Source organism: Psychrobacter raelei (genome assembly GCF_022631235.3).
Taxonomy (GTDB): domain Bacteria; phylum Pseudomonadota; class Gammaproteobacteria; order Pseudomonadales; family Moraxellaceae; genus Psychrobacter; species Psychrobacter raelei.
The window spans coordinates 1,988,247-2,010,716 of sequence record NZ_CP093310.2 but is presented as its reverse complement, the minus strand read 5'-3'; the positions used below and the strand labels follow the sequence as shown (position 1 = coordinate 2,010,716).

At 44.3% G+C, this 22,470-nt stretch carries 17 protein-coding genes; 16 read left to right on the top strand and 1 reads right to left on the bottom strand.

Annotation, left to right across the window (positions count from 1 at the left end; translation table 11 throughout):
* The first annotated feature begins 3 nt into the window (after nt 1-3).
* The 7 genes from MN210_RS08410 to clpS all read left to right on the top strand — a co-directional run bounded on the left by MN210_RS08410 (nt 4) and on the right by clpS (nt 8,481).
* Nucleotides 4-1,446 carry a glyceraldehyde-3-phosphate dehydrogenase gene (locus MN210_RS08410; protein ID WP_011960824.1) on the top strand — a complete coding sequence of 481 codons (1,443 nt, stop codon included), beginning with the start codon at nt 4-6 and terminating at the stop codon, nt 1,444-1,446.
* A 322-nt stretch (nt 1,447-1,768) separates the two neighbouring features.
* Nucleotides 1,769-2,977 (top strand): GTPase ObgE, encoded by a 1,209-nt coding sequence (obgE, locus tag MN210_RS08405; protein WP_011960823.1) that lies wholly within the window; start codon nt 1,769-1,771, stop codon nt 2,975-2,977.
* A 149-nt stretch (nt 2,978-3,126) separates the two neighbouring features.
* Nucleotides 3,127-4,344: a glutamate 5-kinase gene (proB, locus tag MN210_RS08400; RefSeq protein WP_011960822.1), complete on the top strand. Its 1,218-nt coding sequence runs from the start codon at nt 3,127-3,129 to the stop codon at nt 4,342-4,344.
* 143 nt (nt 4,345-4,487) lie between these two features.
* Nucleotides 4,488-5,594, top strand: coding sequence for a uroporphyrinogen decarboxylase (hemE, locus tag MN210_RS08395; RefSeq protein ID WP_011960821.1), 1,107 nt, complete (start codon nt 4,488-4,490; stop codon nt 5,592-5,594).
* Between the two features lie 208 nt (nt 5,595-5,802).
* A complete protein-coding gene (gene argC / locus MN210_RS08390) occupies nt 5,803-6,870 on the top strand; it encodes an N-acetyl-gamma-glutamyl-phosphate reductase (protein ID WP_338412041.1) in 1,068 nt (355 codons plus the stop codon).
* A gap of 343 nt (nt 6,871-7,213) precedes the next feature.
* Nucleotides 7,214-8,020 carry a hypothetical protein gene (locus MN210_RS08385; protein WP_110816748.1) on the top strand — a complete coding sequence of 269 codons (807 nt, stop codon included), beginning with the start codon at nt 7,214-7,216 and terminating at the stop codon, nt 8,018-8,020.
* Between the two features lie 38 nt (nt 8,021-8,058).
* A complete protein-coding gene (gene clpS / locus MN210_RS08380; protein ID WP_011960818.1) occupies nt 8,059-8,481 on the top strand; it encodes an ATP-dependent Clp protease adapter ClpS in 423 nt (140 codons plus the stop codon).
* A 183-nt stretch (nt 8,482-8,664) separates the two neighbouring features.
* On the opposite strand, the gene spxB is transcribed toward clpS, so the two are convergent.
* Nucleotides 8,665-10,476, bottom strand: a complete 1,812-nt coding sequence (gene spxB / locus MN210_RS08375; RefSeq protein WP_338412040.1) for a pyruvate oxidase — start codon at nt 10,474-10,476, stop codon at nt 8,665-8,667.
* Between the two features lie 489 nt (nt 10,477-10,965).
* On the opposite strand from spxB, the gene MN210_RS08370 reads away from it, so the two are divergent.
* The 9 genes from MN210_RS08370 to rpsA all read left to right on the top strand — a co-directional run bounded on the left by MN210_RS08370 (nt 10,966) and on the right by rpsA (nt 22,381).
* Entirely contained in the window at nt 10,966-11,346 is a 381-nt protein-coding gene (locus MN210_RS08370) for a thiamine pyrophosphate-binding protein (RefSeq protein ID WP_255016479.1), read from the top strand.
* Entirely contained in the window at nt 11,283-12,557 is a 1,275-nt protein-coding gene (mdlC, locus tag MN210_RS08365) for a benzoylformate decarboxylase (protein WP_338412837.1), read from the top strand. The genes MN210_RS08370 and mdlC overlap by 64 nt, the downstream gene beginning before the upstream one ends.
* Nucleotides 12,558-12,578: 21 nt before the next feature.
* Nucleotides 12,579-13,523, top strand: a complete 945-nt coding sequence (locus tag MN210_RS08360; protein WP_110816744.1) for an AEC family transporter — start codon at nt 12,579-12,581, stop codon at nt 13,521-13,523.
* 422 nt (nt 13,524-13,945) lie between these two features.
* Nucleotides 13,946-16,510 carry an AAA family ATPase gene (locus MN210_RS08355; protein WP_338412039.1) on the top strand — a complete coding sequence of 855 codons (2,565 nt, stop codon included), beginning with the start codon at nt 13,946-13,948 and terminating at the stop codon, nt 16,508-16,510.
* 196 nt (nt 16,511-16,706) lie between these two features.
* A complete protein-coding gene (locus MN210_RS08350) occupies nt 16,707-17,813 on the top strand; it encodes an RNA-guided endonuclease InsQ/TnpB family protein (RefSeq protein WP_338412038.1) in 1,107 nt (368 codons plus the stop codon).
* A 121-nt stretch (nt 17,814-17,934) separates the two neighbouring features.
* Nucleotides 17,935-18,675: a uracil-DNA glycosylase gene (locus MN210_RS08345; protein WP_110816741.1), complete on the top strand. Its 741-nt coding sequence runs from the start codon at nt 17,935-17,937 to the stop codon at nt 18,673-18,675.
* A gap of 115 nt (nt 18,676-18,790) precedes the next feature.
* Nucleotides 18,791-19,363: a tRNA adenosine(34) deaminase TadA gene (gene tadA, locus MN210_RS08340; RefSeq protein ID WP_011960811.1), complete on the top strand. Its 573-nt coding sequence runs from the start codon at nt 18,791-18,793 to the stop codon at nt 19,361-19,363.
* Nucleotides 19,364-19,753: 390 nt separating this feature from the next.
* Entirely contained in the window at nt 19,754-20,452 is a 699-nt protein-coding gene (gene cmk / locus MN210_RS08335; RefSeq protein WP_241878227.1) for a (d)CMP kinase, read from the top strand.
* A 249-nt stretch (nt 20,453-20,701) separates the two neighbouring features.
* Nucleotides 20,702-22,381 (top strand): 30S ribosomal protein S1, encoded by a 1,680-nt coding sequence (gene rpsA / locus MN210_RS08330; RefSeq protein ID WP_011960809.1) that lies wholly within the window; start codon nt 20,702-20,704, stop codon nt 22,379-22,381.
* Nucleotides 22,382-22,470: the final 89 nt, after the last annotated feature.

Genomic DNA, 22,470 nt, shown 5'->3' with positions numbered 1-22,470 from the left:
AGGATGACTATTGTGAGTAATGCTAATACGCGCCGTGAGTTACACCAAGTTCATTTAGCCACCTACCAACAACAACAAACTCAAGCTTATGAGCTGGCCCAACAATTACATAACCTTTATATTAATAAAGATGTAAAAGTTAATTTATTTGGTGAAACACTTAACGGTTTATCAACAGCGGACTTATTAACTAAAGTTCAACAGACCGCTACCCGCAATGACGGTACTGCGCTTAGTATTGATGACATCGTTACTACTGTAAAAGAAGTGGCAGACAGTCAAGACATTACGACGGCAGTAGTTGATGCTGGTCAATTGGTAAAAAATAAAGTCAGTGTGGCCGATGCCTTTGCAAAAGCGGACAAATCGACCCCTGCTGCCAGTGAAGCTACTGACGTTGTGTTATATGGCTTTGGCCGTATTGGTCGTATCCTAACTCGCTTATTGCTTGAAGAGGCCGCCACTGATAAAGGCTTACAGCTAAAAGCTTTCGTTGTACGTCCTGGCAAAGAGGGTGACTTAGCGAAGCGTGCGTCATTACTTGAGCGCGACTCAGTACATGGCACTTTCGCAGGCTCAGTGGTAGTAGATGAAGCCAACCAAGGCCTTATCGTCAATGGCCGTTTTGTACAGGTTATCTATGCCAATGATCCAAGCGAAATTGATTACACCAGCTATGGTATCAATGACGCTATCGTAATTGACAACACCGGTATCTGGAAAGATGAAGCAGGTCTTGGTAAGCATCTTCAGGCCAAAGGCGTGAAAAAAGTATTGCTAACGGCCCCTTCAAAAGGCGATATCAAAAACGTCGTCTATGGTGTGAACAACAACACGATTGGCGATGACACTATCGTCAGTGCCGCCAGTTGTACCACCAACGCGATTACCCCATCACTAAAAGTACTTAACGATGAGTATGGTATCGTAAATGGTCACGTAGAAACTATCCACGCCTTTACTAATGATCAAAACCTAATTGATAACTACCACAAAGCCGATCGCCGTGGCCGCAGTGCGGTATTAAACATGGTTATCACCAGTACAGGTGCGGCTAAGGCAGTAGGTAAAGCACTACCTGAGTTAAACGGTAAGCTGACAGGTAATGCTATTCGTGTACCAACGCCAAACGTAAGTATGGCTATTTTAAACCTAAACTTAGAAAAAGCACCAGAGAGCGCTGAAGCATTAAATGCTTTCTTCAAGCAAGTTTCTCAAAGCGATGCTTGGCAGTCTCAAATTGCTTATACCGACTCAACTGAAGCCGTGTCTTCAGATTTTGTGGGCACCAAGCAAGTGGGTATTGTTGATGCGCAAGCCACTATCGTGACCGACAACCATGCCACAGTATATATCTGGTATGACAACGAAGTAGGCTACAGCACTCAAGTACTAAGAGTAGCCGCACAGATGGCAGGCGTGCATTACACCAACATCAGCGCTTAATGGCCTAGTATCTGTTAAGTTTGTTGTAAAGCATTGGATGTATAAAAGTCAACTAAACTAGTGACTGGCACGATTTGCAACGGTACCCGATAATCGTTAAGGTTATCGGGTATCTTTTTTATTATTCGTTTTGATTGATAATGCTGTAGAATACGGCGTTATGATTTTCAACTTTATTTTTTAGAAAACCGTTCTATAAGATATTATTATTCTGCTAAGCAGGCCATTGACATATTTTGACGCGACGTCAAACTAAGTTAAGCGGCCTGTCGTTAGTCCATTAAGATACACCAATTTAAGAGAAGTTAAGGGAGCAAGACCAATGCGATTTATTGATGAAGCAATTGTTACTGTCAAAGCAGGGGATGGTGGTAACGGCATTGTGAGCTTTCGCCGGGAGAAATATGTACCCCGCGGCGGGCCAGATGGCGGTGACGGCGGTAAAGGCGGCGACGTATTTGTTGTGGCCGATGATAACACCAATACCTTAGTAGATTATCGTTACACCCGCCGCTATGATGCAGGCCGTGGTGAAAATGGTCACAGCAAAAACTGCTCTGGTAAGGGGGCGGATAATATCTATCTGCGGGTGCCTATTGGTACCACCATTGTGAATAATGAGACCGGTGAGGTGATCGGTGACTTAACAGAAATCGGTCAAGAGCTGCTAATTGCTAAAGGCGGTGATGGCGGTCTGGGTAACACCCATTTTAAAAGCTCAACCAACCAAGCACCTCGTAAGGCCACCTCTGGCTTCGAGGGTGAGCTAAAAGAGCTAAAGTTTGAGCTAAAAGTTGTGGCAGATGTCGGCCTAATTGGCCTACCCAACGCTGGTAAATCTACTTTTATCCGTCAAGTCTCCTCAGCCAAGCCAAAAGTAGCCGATTATCCCTTTACCACCTTAGTACCGAACTTAGGGGTGGTGGATGTGGGTGTGCACCGCTCATTTGTGATGGCGGACATTCCAGGTCTTATTGAGGGTGCCTCAGAAGGGGCCGGCTTAGGAATTCGCTTCTTAAAGCATGTGGCACGTACCCGCCGCTTACTGCACATTTTAGATATCAAGCCCATTGATGGTAGTGACCCGGTTGAGAATGGTAGAGTTATTCTTAATGAGCTTGAGCGCTTCTCACCTGAGCTTGCTAACTTACCGCAAATCTTGATTTTGAATAAGATCGATCAGGTACCGGACGCAGATGAGTTAAATGAGCTGTGTCTGCATATTGTCGCTGAACTTGGTTGGACAGGCGCGGTATTTAGAACCTCTACCTTAACCGGTGCAGGCGTCGATGATGTCAAATATCACTTAATGAATGAAATTGAGCGTGAGCAAGAGCGTGAAGAAGAAGATCCGATGTTTGCTCAAGCCCAAAAAGAGAGATTTGAGCGTCTAGAAGCGGAAGTTCGCCTCAACACAGAAGAACAAAAAGAGGCTTATCGAGCTGCGCGTCGTGCAGCGCGTGAAGCGGCCTTTAATAATGAGCTAGATGACGATGATGATGATGGCGTGGAAGTGGTATACGCGCCTTAATTAATCCTTTAGTGGTGAGCTAAGCTTGCGCCTATAAAGCCTTGCTTAGTATCGCCAACACCAAGGATATCGTATCGACCATCAATCAATGATAGATCACTGTGTTAACCAGCATATAACTATTCTATTCATCAATTTTGGGAAGAATTATGAGTGCTAAGAAGAAACCGAAAAATTTACACACCGTAAAGCCAAGTATCCCTAAGCCCACCGCTTTAGATGACGACCGGTTTGCTACAGAAGATCGATCATTTGATTTGCAGCGGATTATTGTAAAAATTGGCTCTTCACTGCTTACCAATAATGGTAAAGGACTTGACCGCACCGCCATTTATGAGTGGGCCAGTCAAATTGCCAAGCTACACAATCAAGGCAAAGAGGTAATTTTGGTTTCCTCGGGTGCTGTGGCAGAAGGTTTGGTAAGAATGGGTCTTGATGAGCGTCCCAAAAAGCTTGAGGCGCTACAAGCATGTGCTGCTATTGGTCAAATGGGGCTGATTGAAACTTGGTCTTCAGCCTTGATTCAAAGTGGGGTACGTAGTGCTCAAATTCTATTGACCCATGATGATTTATCCAACCGGCAGCGTTATCTAAATACCGCCAATACTTTAGATAAGCTGCTGTCTTGGCGAGTGATCCCTGTTATTAACGAAAATGACACCATTACTGTCGATGAAATTAAGTTTGGTGATAATGATACCCTAGGCGCTATGGCAGCGGCTATGGTCAGCGCCGATTTGTACATCATCTTAACCGATCAAGATGGGGTGTTTACCGATAATCCACGCGAAAATCCCGATGCCAAAATGATTCGTCAAGAGCGAGCAATGGCAGATTACTTGTTTGACATTGCAGGAGAGGGCGGCAAACTCGGTAGTGGTGGTATGCTCACCAAAATTCGGGCGGGTCGATTGGCTGCGATGGGCGGTTGCCCGACTGTGATTGCCAATGGCAGTATCGATAAAGTCATTACCCGAGTGGTTGAGGGTGAGTCGGTGGGCACTTTATTAAAAACCAATCAGGCTGATAAGATTATTGCCCGTAAGCAGTGGCTTGCTGCGCATTTGCGTATGGCAGGCACGTTGTATATCGATGCCGGTGCGGTACATGCCATTACCGTACAAGGCAAGAGCTTATTGCCTGTAGGCGTGGTAGATATCCAAGGCGACTTTGATGAAGGCGACGTGGTGGCTGTGGTGGATGAGACGACCAAAGAGCGTATTGCCGTGGGTCAAGTCAACTTCTCCTCAGAGGATGCGCAGCGTGTGGCGCGTAATAGAACCCATAACTTTGATAAAATATTAGGGGGTTCAGAGGAGCGCGTGGTTATGATTCATCGCGATGACATGGCCATATTAAATAAATAGTGGCCAATGAGCTAAAACACATGGCGTAATAAATAAAAGCGCCTAAAAGGTGCCGAGGGTGGCATAACCTGCTACCATTGTAAGGCAGTACGTCCGTTAACATGGCCATTTTGATTATAATTTAGGACTTTAAAGAGATACTAATGTCTATAATGAATTCTGATTCTGTTGAAAATACTCACAATTTTGCTCCTTTAAAAAACGATCGCTTATTAAAAGCTTTACGCTTTGAGCCCATCGACACCACGCCAGTATGGATGATGCGCCAAGCGGGTCGTTATTTACCTGAGTATAAAGCCACGCGAGCGGAAGCCGGCGACTTCATGAGCTTGTGCAAAGACACAGCGCGTGCCACAGAAGTCACCATGCAGCCTTTAAGACGTTATGAGTTAGATGCCGCCATTTTGTTCAGCGATATCTTGACCATTCCTGATGCTATGGGTCTAGGTTTATATTTTGAAACAGGTGAGGGACCGAAGTTTAAGCGCACGTTACGCACAGAGGCCGACTTTAATCAGTTAGAAGCCTTTAATGCAGCAGACTCACTAAGCTATGTTATGGATGCGGTAACCAGTATTCGTAAAGAGCTTAATGGCAAAGTGCCTTTGTTTGGTTTTTCAGGCAGTGCTTGGACCTTGGCCACTTACATGATTGAAGGCGGCAGCTCTAAAGATTATCGCTATACCAAAGGCTTGCTGTACAGCAAACCTGAATTTTTGCATCAAATTCTAGACCATATCACCACAGCGATTATCGATTATTTAGACGCCCAAATTGTGGCTGGTGCCCAAATTGTTCAGCTATTCGATAGCTGGGGTGGTGCGCTTGCACACCGTCAATTTGCTGAGTTCTCACATAAGTATAATAAGCGTGTGGTGGCCGAGCTAAAACAGCGTCATCCTGAAGTGCCTGTGGTGGTCTTCACCAAGGGCGGCGGCTTATGGCTTGATGTTCAGATGGACAGCGAAGCGGACTGCTTGGGCTTAGATTGGAGTATGCCACTAGATAAAGCCCGTGCTATTTTAGCTACTGGCAAACGCAAGATTGCTGTCCAAGGTAACCTAGATCCGGCCACTTTATACGGTTCACCTGAGTTAATCAGACAGTCAGTCAATGCCATGCTAGATGATGCCTATGCCGGTGGTGAGAAGACAGGCTATATTGCGAACTTAGGCCATGGCATTACTCAGTGGGTAGACCCAAAAAATGCAGGGGTCTTTGTGGATGCCGTGCATGAGTACAAGCTGTAACATCATAGCATTACAGTGATAAATTAAAACATTTACACTAAAAATAGGCTTACTTAGATAAGCCTATTTTACACTCAGTACTCAGTGGCTATGCTAAAACCAACACGGACAGCCCAGCGTCTAGTTTATAAATATAGATCTCAAAGTGAGATTGATTAAGCATAAGATGGATTTTATTTAATTGACTTTCAAAACAGTAGGATAGGATATGTTACAAATAGCCATAGTGGGAGGTACCGGATATACCGGCGTTGAGCTTATTAGATTGTTATCTTCGCACCCGAAAGTGAACATCAAATGGTTAACTTCACGATCAGAGGCCGGAAAACCTGTGGCAAGCATTTTTCCAAGCTTAAGAGGCATCTCTGAGCTCACCTACAGTGATTTGGGTGAAGATACGTTATCTGCACTGACACAATGTGATGTGGTGTTTTTTGCTACCCCCCATGGTGTGGCTATGCAGCAAGCTGAAGCTCTAGTAGCGGCTGGGGTCAAAGTGATTGACTTGGCAGCTGACTTTAGGTTGCAGTCGTTACAAGACTTCGAGCACTGGTACAAGCATAAGCATGCTTGCCCAGATTTGCTCAAGCAGGCGGCTTATGGTTTGCCTGAAATTAACCGTGAAGCGATCAAGTCTGCCAGTGTGATTGGCAACCCTGGCTGTTACCCAACCACAGCTATTTTGGGTCTAAAGCCAGTTATCGAGGCCCAAAACTTAGCGAGTGACGCTTTAATTGAGCCGCGCATTATTATTGATGCCAAATCGGGGGTATCAGGGGCTGGCCGTCAAGCCAAGCTGTCACTAAATTATGCAGAAACCACAGATAACTTTAGTGCCTATGGCGTAGCAGGGCATCGTCATTTGCCAGAGATTGAGCAGGGCGTGCATGTGTTATTACAAAGCAAGTTCACCCAAAATATTCGATTTGTACCGCATCTGGTGCCTATGATTCGTGGTATGTTTAGTACAATTCATCTGGGATTAACCGAGGCCGGCTGTCAGCTTGATTTGCAAGCAATTTATGAGCAGGCCTATAAAGATGAGCCCTTTATCGATGTGTTGCCGGCGGGTGAATTTCCCGATACCCGTAGCGTAAGAGCCAGTAACCGTCTACGTATCGCCGTACATCAAAACAACAGTAACAAAGAAGCCACAATTTTAGTGGTACAAGATAACTTGGTCAAAGGTGCAGCAGGACAAGCAGTTCAGTGTATGAACGTGATGTTTGGCTTCGAGGAGTCGTTAGGACTTAATCATGTGCCCGTCGTGCCTTAGGTGATACTTTATAGGATAAGGGTTGTCTTAAACGTATGTTTTTTAAATAGATATTGCAGCATTCGGTCTGTTACTTAGGGTTTTTTGAGTCAGACCGCTTACGATAATCTCTTGATTAGTCGTCAGTTATGTATAAACTAAACCCATTTGGTACAGATTTGATAGCGATATATTTGCCGAATAGTTTATGCTTTATAACAGATTGATGATAGAAATATGTTATTGAAGCTAATCTGATGTTAGTTATTGCTTTAAGAGTTAGGTATAATACCTTGCCTTAAAATGGCCTTTAACTTTGGCTGCTTAACTAATTGCCGATTCATAAGATACGAGCCTAGAACACATGCCCACCGAAATCAGCAAATCCACTCCAAAAATTGTGAAGCGATCATCCTCTGGTGTGATGAGTCCGCTGATATTGGTCTTATTTGCGAGTGCAGTCTTGTTAACAGGCGTGATTGCCACTGCTTTTGGCCATAAATTTGGTTATTACCGAGGTTATCAGGCTTCGCAAAATGAAGCCAAGCTTAAAGGTGATGCTCAGCAGCTGACCGCTGAGGATATTAAAAAACTTAAGCTGAATGTAGAGTCGTTAACCAAACAGGTCAATACCGCCAAGCAAGAGCGTGACATCAGCCTAAATAACTTAGGTCAGATGCGCCAAGACATCCAAGATTTGGAAGTCAAAAATATGCAGCTTATCCAAGTAAACGATGTCTATGCTCAAAGCTTGGTTCAGCAAGGTGGCTTGCCGCTACAAGTAGTTGGCGCCAAGATGGAGCCGTTACCTGAGAATGCCTTTGAATACCGCTTTGATGTTGCTATGTTGGCCAAAGATGGCCTGCAGCACCGCTTAAAGCCCACTTTAACCTTGTTAGACGAAGACAGTTTGGTGGAAGTGCCACTAGAGCCTAGTACCTATGATATTAAAGGCATTTCGCGTATCAGAGGTCGTTTTGTGATGCCAAGTGGCTTTAAACCTAAGCAAGCCAAGTTAAATCTAGAATCCAACGGTCAAAAAGTAGAACAAATCTACAATTGGCAGTTGTCAGCCCCGGTAGAAAAAATGCCTATGTCGTTATCTGAAGTGCCAGAAACCGACCAACGCCCTGTTAATGAAGGCAAAGGCAACACCCAGGCAAGTAAATAGGTTTTATTTGCCGCAAACTCAAAGATTATCAAGCCACTATGAAACAAAATAAGACGTTTATGGTCGTAAGTCATAAGGGTGGGTCAGCAGACTGGCATCACCCAGCAACGCTGCCAATTGCTCGTCCTTTGAAGCTTATCGATGAGCATACAGAAGAAGAGGGTGAAGTTGAGGTTTTGGTAGCAGAACCTGAGATTACTGAGCCGCCCATGTATGCGGTAGTCATGTATAACGATGACTATACGCCTATGGAATTTGTGGTGTATGTGTTGCAGTCTGAATTTCGCCATAATATGGACAAAGCGGTTGAGATTATGCTCAATATCCACAATCAAGGCCGTGGTATTGCCGGTATTTATCCAAAAGATATTGCAGAGACTAAAGCCAAAAAGGTCAACCAGACCGCTCGAAAAGAAGGCTACCCTTTGTTAACTCAGATTGAACCACATCAAAGCAGCTAATAATTAGCTGCTTTTTTTTGTGCGTGTTCTGGCCTATTTCTATTGTGGCCAACTATGTTGTCTATTTTGCTCCGTTCTCTATTTTGCTCCATGTTTTACAGGTTGTATCTTCTATAGCAGCTGATGTTGAGTAGGGCATTTTCAGCTTCAGCTGTGATTTTAAAGATGTGATGAGCGGTGCTTCTAAAAGCTTGTTACGCCATGACGATCTAATATCTCACCAAATGGCTCAAGTGCTTCTGCTTCAAAATGCTCAACAAATTTATCAAAATCAGCAATCACATCTGGCTCACCAGAGCGGCGGTGCGGGAACTGTTCAACAGGCAGTAATCGCTCATTGGTGATTTTTATATCTACCAGTACCGGTTTGCCGCTGCGGGTGACTTGCTGAGCTTGTTGTAACACAGATTCAAGCTCTTCAGCTTTGTGTACGGTAAAGCCAGTCACTTGGAAGCCTTCTGCGACTTTTGCAAAGTCAACATTTTGTAGTTTAATACCCGAATGCGGCTGATGGGTATCATCTTGTTCTGCCTCGATATATCCTAAAGACTCATTGGTAAATACCAAGTTCATAATGGGTAGCTCATGCTCTGCTTGGGTGATTAAATCGGGTACCACCATCGCCAAGCCGCCATCTCCTGATAAGCTCCAGACCTCACGATCAGGGTACTCTAGCGCTGCTGCAATGGCGGCTGGCATACCAAAGCCCATGGTGGCATACAGCGGGGAAGTCACCTGACGACGTCCGCCACCTAAGCTGAGTAGACGAGCAACGGCAATATTAACATTACCCACATCCACACCAAACAGTGCATCTTTCGCCGCCATTTTGTTAATGACTTTGTATACGCTTTCAAAGCCAACAGGATTGGTGTTGCGCTCAGCACGTTTTGCAAGCCATGCATCCCATTGTTTTTTGTCTTCTACTGCCGCGGCGTACCAAGCCTGATAATCACTATCTTGCTGACGGGCTCGGGCAGACGCATAGTTTGCGCCGTCTTTGCCATAACGTTTTTTTGCGGCGTTAAGCAATTGACGCAAAAATGTCGGGACGTCGGCTAAGATACCAAGCTTAGTCTGGTGTCTGGCGCCAATGACAGAAGGGTTGAGGTTGACATCCACAAAGGTTGCCTCCTCTGAGAACATGGGGAATTCAAAATTGGTACCAGTAAAGAGCACAAAGTCTGCAGCACGGGCGACATCGACGCCAGGCTTAGTCGCCACGCGTCCAGTAGAGAGCATATAAAACTCTTCGTCACCCTCTAAGATGCCTTTGGCTAAATAACTAGATACCATCGGCAGTTTCAATAAAGCAGCAAGCTCACGCAGCTCATCGGCGGCACCCTGCGCGCCGCGGCCAAAATAGACAATAGGGCGACTTGACTGCTCAAGTAAATCCAATACCTTTTCGACATCCTCCTCATTGGCAGGCAGTTGCCACTGCGGCGTGCTGTATTTTTGGGCAGAAGAGACGTAATTATCCTCAATCTCCACCCAGCCAAAATCTTTAGGAATAACAATCACTGCCGGACCTTTGAGCTCATAAGCTTTGCGAATGGCAGTGTCGATGACTTCTGGTAGCTGTTCGGGTGTCATTACCGTACGGTTATAGACAGCAGAACTTGCAAACATTGGGTTTTCGGGCATCTCTTGGAAGTAGTCGGTATTCATCTTATCACTTGGTACCTGACCGACAATGGCCAATACTGGAATATGATCCAAAGCGGCATCATGCAGCGGATTTAATAAATGGGCAGCACCTGGGCCTGCAGAGCCTAGCATAACCGCAATTTTACCGGTCCACTTTGCCTCAGCCACCGCGGCCAGACCACCGACCTCTTCGTGACGAACACCGATATATTTAATCTTATCTCGCCAGTTATAAATGGCATTCATGGTTGAGTCAAGAGAGCCGCCAGGTAAGCCATATACCCGCTTAATTCCCCAATCGTTCAATACCTTCATCATAGCATCCGCACTTAGTATTTTATTCATGATTATCTCCTTATTTTATGGTTATTGATTATGGTCTTTGGTTATCTTAGGGATAAAAGTAGCATCCCACTGTTACTAACCATATAGACATACTTTAAAAAATTGTAACCAAGGTGAGGGTTGAGGGCTATCAGAGTTTCTGACATTGCTCTTCGTCATCAATGCTTTAAAAACGCTGTCTGTGTAGACCATCTGCTTATTTTAGCTTATTACCGTTTATTGATTATTGTTAAGTAAATATTACATTAAAAAATAAAATAGTCGGTAACGAAAATTACTTTTTAATTACAAAAAATGTCATCCAGTTTTTTACAGATTGTTGTATAGTTTTCATCACTAAGATGCGGCAGTGCCTATCAACAGCGGTTTTATATTGATTTAGTAAGAAACTGACGCACCTGAAGTGACGCATAAGAGTTTTCAGATCCCACCATTTATTTTTTTAATAAAATCTAAACATAAAGTTAAAATAACTAATAGGATAAATTTATGTCATCTAATCAATTAACAGTTCGAGATGTTGTTATTCAGGTATTACGTGATTTAGGGGTTAAGACGGTATTTGGTAACCCTGGATCAACAGAACTTGCCTTTTTGGGCGATTGGCCAGAAGATTTTGAATATGTGCTGGGTCTGCAAGAAGCGTCCGCCGTTGGTATGGCTGATGGTATGGCACGGGCCACAGGTCGTCCGACATTCGTTAACGTGCATTCAGCCGCAGGTCTTGGTAATAGTTTAGGTAACTTATTTACCGCCTATAAAAACCAAGTGCCTATGGTGGTGATGGCAGGGCAACAAGGCCGCTCATTATTATCATCAGAAGCGTATCTTGCTCAAGCTTCCCTAAGCCTTATGTTAAGTGGTCCGTAGAGCCGGCCACTGCACAAGATGTACCAGCAGCATTGGCACGCTGCTTTGAGATTGCGATGCAGCCTCCTTATGGTCCCACCTTTATCTCTGTACCTAATGATGATTGGGACAAGCCTTGTGACCCTGTTAAAGTCGTCGATGCCATTGGCTTTGGTCCAGCACGTCAACAGGGTCTTGAACGCGTTGCAGAGGCACTCTCTAAAGCAAAACGTCCGGCGTTAGTCGTAGGTACTGAAATCGATATTTTTGATGCGTATGATAATGCAGTGACGCTTGCCGAGCGCACAGGCGCAACGGCATATGTTGCACCAGTAGTAGCAGCAGCAGCTTTCCCTGAAGATCATCCGCAATTTGGTGGCTTCTTACCGGCTATTCCAGAAAATCTATCAAAAATGCTTGAGCGTCACGACTTGGTTGTCGTGGCTGGTGCACCAGTATTTACCTTCCACGTTGAAGGAGAGGCCGCCGTATTAACCAATCCAGATATTAAGGTGATGCAGCTAACCTCAGATCCAAATGCGGCTGCCCGTGCAAAAGCAGATCTAAGCTTGGTGGGTGAGCTTAACGAATCCCTTGAAAAACTGATTGAGCTATTACCAGAAAAACCTGCCGCTGATGTGGCTAAGCCTTTCGCCATTGAGCGCAGCACGCCAGAAAAAGGGGACGGTAAACCTTCAGCTGCTTATGTGCTATCTAGACTCAGCGAGCTTATGCCAAAAGATGCGATTTTGGTAGAGGAAGCCCCGTCTCACCGTCCTGCACTGCAAAAGAACTTGCCAGTGACTCAAAAAGGCGGTTTTTATACCATGTCAAGTGGCGGTCTGGGTTATGGCTTACCCGCATCAGTGGGGATCGAGCTTGCGCAAGATGAGCGCAAAGTGGTCGCAGTGATTGGTGATGGCTCAATGCAGTACTCAATTCAAGCATTGTGGACCGCAGCTCAGCATGGCTTACCGTTAACCATCATCGTGCTTAATAACAGTGGTTATGGTGCACTAAAAGCGTTCTCAGACATTATGGGTACTTCTAATACCCCAGGTATGGACTTGCCAGAAATTGATATTACCCAAATTGCTCTCGGTTATGGTTGTCATGCCTCTAAGGTGGACAATGTGGATGAGTTAGATGAGGCGCTAAGCGCAGCATTAAATGACCCACGCCCTCATGTGATTGATGTCATTGTTGATCCTAATCAAGGTAACGTTTACTAAACCTAAAACCGGAGAAGCCACATGTTTAATATCATCGTTGGCGCCTTATTGCCCATCTATGTCGGCTTACTAATTGGTTACGTTGCCGGTAAGCGGGGTATGGTCGACAATCAAAACGTCAAAACCATCAATGTCATGTTAATGACCTTTATGGTACCGTTGACCATGTTTATTGCTATTGCACGAACCCCTCGGGATGTCATCATCCCGAACCTCACACTGATCTTAGTGATTGGGGTGTCGATGCTTATTTTATATTTGGCATCGTTATGGATTCAGCAAAAAGTATTTAAACTAAGCTTAGCTGAAGGGGTTGTGCAGTCGTTAACTATTGCGTTCCCGAACTATGCGTCAATTGGTATCCCGCTAACACTTCCGCTATTTGGTGATCAAGCAGCGTTATTGGTAGCGATAGCTATTGCGGCAGGTTCTATCTTTGTGACCCCCATAGCCTTGGCACAGTTAGCAATGGGCACCTCTGCTCCTGATGAAGAAGTGTCGGTCAAAAAAGAGTTTATTAAAGGCTTAATCGGAGCGGTGAAAACGCCTGTATTTTTCTTACCGGTTATTGGTTTGATATGGGCAATTATCGGTATTCCTATGCCTAAACTTGCTGCAACAGCCTTCCAGCCCATTACGATGGCGACGGGTGGCGTTGGCTTATTCTTAACAGGCTTATTACTATCTGCTCAAAAAATTAAAATAAATACCAACGTCTCAGTCAGTACCTTATTGAGTAACGTCATTCAGCCCTTATTGACATTTGGTATTGCGGTATTAATTGGTATTAACCATGAAGCAGTGGTACAAGCGGTTATCCTAATGGCCATTCCATCTGCGTTCTTTGGGTTGGTATTTGGTGCAACCGTTAATGTACGCCCAGCAGTTTCAGGGGCGACGTTACTGGTATCGTCACTGATTGGTATTATCACCATATCAGTATTTTTGGGCTGGCTGGTACCTTAAGGGCTAACACGCTGCTTAAAGCCTTAAAAAAGTAGGCACTAAGCAGACAGCTTAAGCTAAAAAAATCTCTTAGTACTCACGTGGGCGCTAAGAGATTTTTTTTATTTTTGCTGTCAGCATTATTTTTAATCATAATAAAAAAGCGCCCTATAACTGTCTGAAATGATAGCCAAAAATTACGTATGTTTTGCGTATCTGATAAGTACAAAGTTTGGCGATAGGCTTGATTTTTATACTCAACAACCCTACCTAATGAGTATGTGCGTAAGATCATTGTGTCGCAGTTCATGGTGTGATCCATATTAATGGTCATTAAATAACCCCAACTTGGTGTTAACTTGCTATAGTTAGTTAACTGTCTATCAAACGTATATTTGTAATGATCTTACCTATTAAAAAATAACAATTATCAGGATACCTCTATGTTAAGTCGTCACCTCGAAGTTTCCTTGCGTCTAGCCATGACGCTGGCCCGACAAAAGTCACATGAGTATTTAACCGTTGAACATTTGTTGCTGGCTTTATTAGAAAACAATAATGCAGTTACCACCCTTAAATCTTGCGGCGCTGATATCAGCAGCTTGCGCTCGGATTTAGAAGCCTATATTGACAAACATACACCAAAGCTTGATGCTGATCTTGAGCAAACACCGCAAGCAACCCAAAGCTTTGATCGTATTTTGCAGCGCGCTATTTTCCATGTGCAATCTATTGGCTCAGGCCGCCTAGTACAAGGCTCGGATATCTTAGTCTCTATGTTCTCAGAGCATGATACCTATGCGGTATATTTGCTTAAAAAACAAGGTGTGAGCCGTCTTGAGCTGACTCAATATTTGTCACATGGCAATGAGAGTGATGAGACTCGTGAAGGTCCGTCAGACAATGAAGGCGCAGACCCTAAAGCCGCTCGTGCCAAAAAAGACCCATTGACTGAATTTGCGGTTAACTTAAATAAACGGGCTGCAGAAGGCAAAACGGATCCACTTATTGGCCGCTCAAGTGAAATCGAGCGTACCGCACAGGTACTTTGTCGTCGCCGCAAAAATAACCCGCTGTTAGTCGGTGATCCTGGTGTGGGTAAAACCTCTATTGCAGAGGGTTTGGCTTGGTTAATTATTAACAATAAAGCACCCAAACCTTTACAGGGCTGCGTGATTTATAGCCTAGATATTGGCTCATTAATTGCTGGTACCAAATATCGGGGTGACTTTGAAAAGCGCATGAAAGCTTTGCTTGATGAGCTTAAGAAAAAGCCCAATGCCATTTTGTTTATTGATGAAGTGCACATGATTATTGGTGCTGGCTCATCCATGAGCAGTAATATGGATGTGTCCAACTTAATCAAGCCTGCATTGGCCAATGGTGAGCTTAGATGTATCGGATCAACCACCTTTACAGAGTATCGTCAGGTGTTTGAAAAAGATCATGCGTTATCACGTCGCTTCCAAAAAATCGATGTCAATGAGCCGAGTGTGGATGACAGCATTGAAATCTTGCGTGGCCTAAAATCACGTTATGAAGAGTTTCATAATGTGAAGTACACAGATGCCGCTTTAGTGAGCGCAGTTCAGCTATCAGCCAAACACATTCATGAGCGCTTTTTGCCAGATAAAGCCATTGACGTGATTGATGAGGCAGGTGCTTATAAGCGTTTGGGCGTGACGCCAGATGCCGCTCAGGTTGAAGAGGAAAATCAGTTAATTGATGAGCTCAACAGCACAGATGTCAATGCGGTAGACTTAAACGATGACGTTTTGGGTAACAAGACCGATTATGATGCCCAAATTGATGCTGATGAGAGCGGTTTAGACGCCGAAGCTGATGGTGATAATGACGATGACGCTTTAGAGTCGGTAGAGTCTGACTTTGAAGATACGGATGAGGCATTGGATGATGAGACGCAAGCGGCACCTACAGTTATTGATGTAGAGGATATCGAAGCGATTATCTCCAAGCTTGCTCGTATTCCGCCAAAATCAGTGTCTAATGATGACAAGTCGTTGTTACAGCATCTAGAGCGTGATTTAAATCGCTTGGTATTTGGCCAAGATGAAGCCATAAAAACCTTGTCAGATGCGATTAAATTGTCTCGTGCGGGTCTAAAATCTGCAGATAAGCCGATTGGCTCGTTTATGTTTGCTGGCCCTACCGGTGTGGGTAAAACCGAGGTGTCTAAGCAGCTGGCCAATCTGATGGGCATCGAGCTGATACGCTTTGATATGTCTGAGTATATGGAAGCGCATACCGCCTCTCGTTTAATTGGTGCGCCTCCAGGCTATGTGGGCTTTGATCAAGGTGGCTTGCTGACTGAAAAAATCAATCAGCATCCGCATTGTGTCTTGCTACTCGATGAGATTGAAAAAGCGCATCCCGATGTGTTCAACTTGCTACTGCAAGTGATGGATCATGGCTCGCTTACGGATAATAATGGCCGCGTTGCAAGCTTTAAGCAAGTCATCTTGATTATGACTACCAACGTGGGCGCCGAGAACATCAGCCGTTCATCAATGGGCTTTACTAAGCAAGATCACAGTAAAGACAACACTGAGGCGATGAATCGTGTGTTTACGCCAGAGTTCCGTAACCGTCTCGATGCCATTATTCAGTTCAACCCTCTAGATCCCTCTATCGTAGTATCGGTAGTAGATAAGTTCTTAGTTGAATTGCAAGCTCAGCTAGATGATAAGCAAGTGATGCTAGAGATTGATGATGAGGTACGTGAATACTTGGCTGAAAAAGGCTATGATCGCTTAATGGGAGCGCGTCCAATGCAGCGCTTGATCCAAAATGAGATTAAAAAGCCACTGGCCAATATGGTACTGTTCGGAGATTTAGCAGAAGGTGGTGCGGTGCATGTGACCTTAAGCGAGGACGTTTTTGACAGTGCTCTAGATGATGGCAGTAAGGCCGCTGCAGAAGGCAGTCGTATCTTACTTACAGTGGTCGAGAAGCATGGTCAGCGCGGCGTTGAATACGAAGAAGGCTAAATTTCAAATAGCCTAAAAGCGTTGTCATTGTTATAAATTGCAAAAAAGGGGCTAACCACTGAGTTAGCCCCTTTTTTATTTATTCACCGGTCGCCGTAAAACCACCCACTTCAGGGGTGGATATAAGGCGACACACACTGTCGTAAGCAGTACTTAAAGTATTGCAAGTTAAAATTAACCTCGCCATACTAACCCTATGAAAACCCTCAAGCTACGCATCAAAGACAAACATGCAAACCAGCTAAACAAACTAGCTGGGAGTGTTAACTATGCGTGGAACTATGTTAATGCGTTAAGCTTTGAGCATTTAAGACGCACAGGTAAGTACTTTTCGGCCTATGATTTAAGCCAATACACCAAAGGCAGTGGAGAGTATTTAGGCTTACACTCGCAAACTTTGCAAGCCATCAACGAAACTCACGCCAAATCTCGTAAGCAGTTTAAAAAAGCCAAACTTAATTGGCGAACCAACCGACCCGATGCCAAACGCAAAAGCCTAGGTTGGATACCTTTTAAAAAGTCTGCCATAAAGTATCTACATACCAGACAAACAGGTAAAAAAGCACTTAAATCAACCATACAGCTATCGCTCTGTAAAGGTCGAAAGCTTATCATAGACGTATTCGATAGCTACAATTTGTCTTTGTATCAAATCAATACGCTTGAGATAGTGCAAGACAGCCGTAACCGTTGGTATGCCTGTATTACCGTCAAAGATTTTCCTAGACAAGCAAGTGGCAAAGGCAGCGTTGGTATTGACTTAGGCTTAAAGCAGTCTGCTACCACATCAAACGGTGACAAGCTGACAACCAAACAAACTCAAAAGTGGGCTAAAAAGCTTGCAATAGCTCAAAGAGCGAAAAACAAACAGCGAGTCAAAGCAATCCATGCCAAGATCAAAAACTCAAGATTAGACTTAATTCATAAATTCACCACCAAGTTAGTGCAGAGCAATGCTTTAATTGTGGTTGGTGATGTTAAATCCCGATCATTCACAAGTAAGAGAACCAAACTGGCTAAATCGACATACGATGCAGGATGGTTTGAACTCAAAAGACAACTGGAATATAAATGCAAGTATGCAGGTTGTCAGCTTGAGGTAGTGAATGAGAGTTACACTACCCAAACCTGTTCGCACTGCCTTAAAATAAGTGATAGTAGTCCAAAAGGTAGAGCAGGTCTTGGAATAAGAGGATGGAGGTGTGCTGAGTGTGGCACATGGCATGATAGAGATATCAATGCTGCTAAGAACATCCTTGCGGTCGGGCTTGACCGTCTAGTTGTAGGAATCCCTTCGGTTTAGCGAGGGGAGGAAGTCAATTTCAATAGAAAGTGGCTTCGCAGTGTGACAGGCGATGTTATACAATGGGCGCTATGATACATTTGATTGCCCATACCTAAAACAAATTAAAAAAGAGTCTACTATGTCATTAGTGAATGAGCCCAAAGGCCAAAAAAGTGCAGCCGAGAAGCAGGCCATTTTAGCCAAAGTTAAGATGCCAGAGGACTGGAAACAGGCCTTAGCAGATGAGTTGACCTCAGATAATATGGACAATCTGCGTGACTTTTTACGTCAAGAGTATGGCTCTGGCAAAAGTATATATCCCAAAGCCAGCCAAATGTTTAATGCCTTTAATTTAACCCCGCTATCGCAAGTTAAGGTAGTGATATTAGGTCAAGATCCTTACCATGGCCCAGGTCAGGCAATGGGCCTGTCGTTTTCGGTGCCTAAGATGATTCCGATGCCGCCCTCCTTACGTAATATTGTAAAAGAAATGGCCGATGATATTGGTACAGTCCCGCCCAAGCATGGGGATTTAACCTCATGGGCTGAGCAGGGCGTTTTACTACTAAATGCCTCGTTGACCGTAGAAGAGGGCATGGCAGGCAGTCATCAGGGTAAAGGTTGGGAGCAGTTTACCGATGCGGTCATTGATGTGGTCAATCAGCAGACCAATAATACGGTCTTTATCTTGTGGGGCAGCAAAGCCAAACTTAAAGGAAAGTTCGTTGACACTGATAAGCATTTGGTGCTCTCTGCGGTGCACCCTTCACCACTCGCGGCCAATAGAGGTGGTTTTTTTGGCAGCAAGCCTTTTTCAAAAACCAATGATTATTTGCAGCAGCATGGCAAGACTCCCATTGATTGGCAATTACCGCAATAAGTTTAAAAATAGCCTAAGCATTTAATGGCTAATATAAGGCTCAATGCGCGTGGCTATCTTTGTGCTTTGATTGGTCTAAGTTTTATCTATTGACCATTTATTTTATTTGTAACTTATGACGGTGACTGCTGTGAATTTATTGACGCCTCATAGCGCTTTACTAAGTGAGGCCTACCCTGGTGATCTAACCGCTGCTAACTATTGGCTACTCTCTGATGTGGGCTTTATGCGCCGAGCTTTAGCCTTGGCGCAGCAAGGCGCAAGTCAAGAAGAGGTGCCGGTGGGCGCGGTTTTGGTGTGTGACAATAAGATTATAGGCGAGGGGTTTAATCAGCCCATTACCACAAGCGACCCAACAGCTCATGCAGAGGTGGTGGCTTTGCGCTGTGCCTGTCAGACGCTGCAAAATTATAGATTGCCGCCCAACACCACCTTGTATGTCACCTTAGAGCCATGCACCATGTGCCTTGGGGCACTGATACATGCTCGGCTAGCAAGGCTGGTCTTTGCAACTTTTGAGCCGCGGGCAGGTATGGTAGGCAGTCAACTGAATTTAACTGAAATGGACTTTTACAATCATAAAATGCAGGCGTATTCAGGGCTACTGCAGCAGCAGAGCCAAACCCAGCTGCGCTCATTTTTTCGGGCCAGGCGTGGCAAAAAAAAGCCTCAAAAGCAGTCCGATTAAAACCGCAATGATAAAAATTGCAATGATAAAAAGCCTTAGTGCATTAACAGTAGGGATGCATCTGTTAGTTTAAGGTATTGGTCATTGCACATAAATGAACTCAGGCTGCTTGCCTATACTTTACTCATGCTCTGATCCATACTCTTGACCAGACCTTTAACTAAACTCTTGCCCATACTAAGTTAAATGCGCAAAAAATTCTAAAAATTAACTAGTGATGCTTACTATATTTTGTTATAATCTTGCACTATTTGCGTTTGGCTGCTGAATAAAGCGGGTAGATGGCGGCAAATAAGCGCAAGAAAAGAGCTTATTTTGCGGACTTGCTTAAAAAATAATTTAAGCCCAAGCCATTCATTTGATAAAATAAAAAGTAGTAGGTGATACCTCATGAGCTTTCCTGTTATTACCATTGATGGCCCAAGCGGCGCAGGAAAGGGCACAGTTTGTCTAAGACTGGCACAAGCTTTAGGGTATCGACTATTAGACTCAGGCGCCCTGTACCGTATTGTCGGTCTCAAGGCATTTGAGGCAGGTCTATTAAATGAGTTATCCTTGACTGAGCAAGTGGTGGCCGATATTACTGAGCTTACTCAAAGCTTGGATATTCAGTTTTTACCACGTGACACAGGTGACGTAGATATTGTGGTCAATGGCGTTAATGTCGCCGGTGAAATCCGCAATGAAACGGTCGGAGGCTATGCCTCAAAAGTTGCCGCTTTGCCTAGCGTGCGAGAAGCGCTACTGGCCTTGCAAAAGAACATGGCCAATGAGTCAGGCTTAATCGCTGACGGCCGTGATATGGGAACCGTGGTGTTTCCTAATGCGGATGCCAAAGTTTATTTGACAGCCAGCGCCGAAGCCCGAGCTGATCGCCGAGTGGCTCAGTTACAACAAGCGGGTGAACGTGCAGATTATGCCGCCATATTAACAAGCATCCAAGAAAGAGATGAGCGCGATGAGAATCGCAGTGTTGCTCCGTCCAAGCCCGCTAAAGATGCTTTGGTATTGGACAGCTCAAGCATGAATGCGGACGATGTGTTTGCCCAGATTAAAAAGTTTTGTCAGCAAAAAGGCATAAGCTTTTAAGATAAAAATTGCTCTATAAGCGATTTTTTGCAGTACAATTGACTTATAAGCAGTCACTTATAGGTTATTTGCAGTACCCATTAGCTTTTAAGGCTTTGGCTTAATACATACCGTGTTTGGCTTAAGGCGCTTAAAATAACATTTTTTTTAAATGAAGATAAAAAGAGCAAAACCAGCGTCAATCTTTTATCCTCATTAACTTGAACCGTACTGTGCTGGACAGGATACGGCTATATTAAGGTAATCATAATGGAATCATTTGCTGAACTATTTGAAGCGAGTCTAGAAGAGCAAGGTCTTGATATTGAGCGTGGCTCAGTAATCAGCGGTGCTGTTGTAGCAATCGATAGCGATTGGATTACAGTTGACACTGGTTTGAAGTCTGAGGGTGTTGTTGCTCGTGAAGAGTTCTTAGACGACAATGGCGAGCTTGAAGTAGCAGTGGGCGATAGCGTTGATGTTGTTGTTGAAGCTGTTGACAACGGTATGGGTCAAACCCTACTGTCACGTGAAAAAGCAAAACGTGTAGAAACTTGGAACGCGCTTGAGAAACTATTTGAAGGCGATGAAATTGTAAAAGGTATCATCTCAAGCAAAGTTAAAGGCGGTTTTACTGTTGATGTAGGTTCAGTACGCGCTTTCTTACCAGGTTCATTAGTTGACGTTCGTCCTATCCGTGACACAACGCACCTTGAAGGCAAAGAGCTAGAATTCAAAATTATTAAACTAGATCAAAAACGTAACAACGTTGTTGTTAGCCGTAAAGCGGTTATGGAAGCTGAAAACTCAGCTGAGCGTGAAGAGCTACTTAATAAGCTTGAAGAAGGTATCGAAGTTGAAGGTATCGTTAAGAACCTAACTGACTACGGTGCATTCGTAGACTTAGGTGGTATCGACGGTCTACTACACATCACTGATATGGCATGGCGCCGCATCAAGCACCCATCAGAAGTGGTTGAAGTGGGTCAAGACCTTAAAGTTAAAGTACTTAAGTTTGACCGTGAGCGCAACCGCGTAAGCCTAGGTCTTAAGCAGCTAGGTACTGATCCTTGGGATAACGTTGGCGGTACTTACCCAGTAGGTAGCATCGTTAAAGCTCGCGTAACTAATCTAACTGATTATGGTTGTTTCGCTGAGATCTCTGACGGTATCGAAGGTCTGGTACACGTATCAGAAATGGATCACACCAACAAAAACATCCACCCATCTAAAGTTGTTCAGATTGGTGACGAAGTTGACGTTATGATCCTAGATATCGATGAAGAGCGTCGTCGTATCAGCCTAGGTATCAAACAAACTCTACCAAACCCATGGGAAGAGTTTGATAAGAAATATGACCGTGGCGATAAGCTAACGGGTACTATCAAGTCAATCACTGACTTTGGTATCTTCATCGGTCTTGACGGTGGTATCGATGGTCTAGTTCACCTATCTGATATCTCTTGGAACGAAGCTGGCGAAGAAGCTATCCGTAACTACAACAAAGGCGACACTGTTGAAGCTATGGTTCTATCAGTTGACGCTGAAGCCAACCGCATCAGCCTAGGTATCAAGCAGTTAAGCTCTGATCCATTCAACGAGTACCTAGTAGGTAACGACCGTGGTTCAATCGTAACTGGTACCGTTAAAGACGTTGACGCTAAAGGCGCTACAATTACTTTAGCAGACGAAGTTGAAGGTTACTTACGCGCATCAGAAATCCAGCGTGACAAAGTTGAAGATGCAACTAAGCATCTAAACGTAGGCGATAGCGTTGAAGCGAAAATCATCAGCGTTGATCGTAAATCACGTGGCATCAGCTTATCAATCAAAGCAAAAGATGAAGCTGAAGAGCGTCAAGCGATTAAAGAGCTTGGTAGCACTCAAGCTGCTCCTGAAGCACAGCCAAAAACAATTGGTGACTTGATCAAAGAGCAAATGCAAGACTAATATTAGAGTGCTATTTAGCTAAGCTAAATAGCTTCTAAGGTACACGTTATTGATAACGTAAAAGTCTAAAGAAAAGGAGTGGCCAAAAG